General features: G+C 68.8%; 1 protein-coding gene. It reads left to right on the top strand.

Going from position 1 to position 234, the window contains the following annotated elements:
- On the top strand, positions 1–234 hold a 234-nt coding region (locus tag ACQG3P_RS24210; protein ID WP_426806469.1), incomplete at both ends, for an FAD-binding domain-containing protein.

The raw sequence follows: 234 nt of genomic DNA, 5'->3' as shown, positions 1-234 counted from the left end.
CGCCCGAACAGAACCTCAACCCGCGGTTCGCGAACTTCAGCTGGGCCATGCCGAACGCGACACAGCTGCAGGCCTGGCAGCAGGGGCGTACCGGGGTGCCGAGCGTCGATGCGGGGCTGCGCGAGCTGTGGGCCACCGGCTACATGCACAACCGCGTGCGGATGATCGTGGCCCGCTTCCTGTGCAAGCACATGCGCCAGCACTGGCTGCACGGCGCGCGCTGGTTCTGGGACA

This window comes from Stenotrophomonas sp. SrG (assembly GCF_050031795.1).
GTDB lineage: Bacteria > Pseudomonadota > Gammaproteobacteria > Xanthomonadales > Xanthomonadaceae > Stenotrophomonas > Stenotrophomonas rhizophila_A.
The sequence above is the reverse complement of the archived record's forward strand: the minus strand, read 5'-3'. Positions and strand labels throughout refer to the sequence as shown.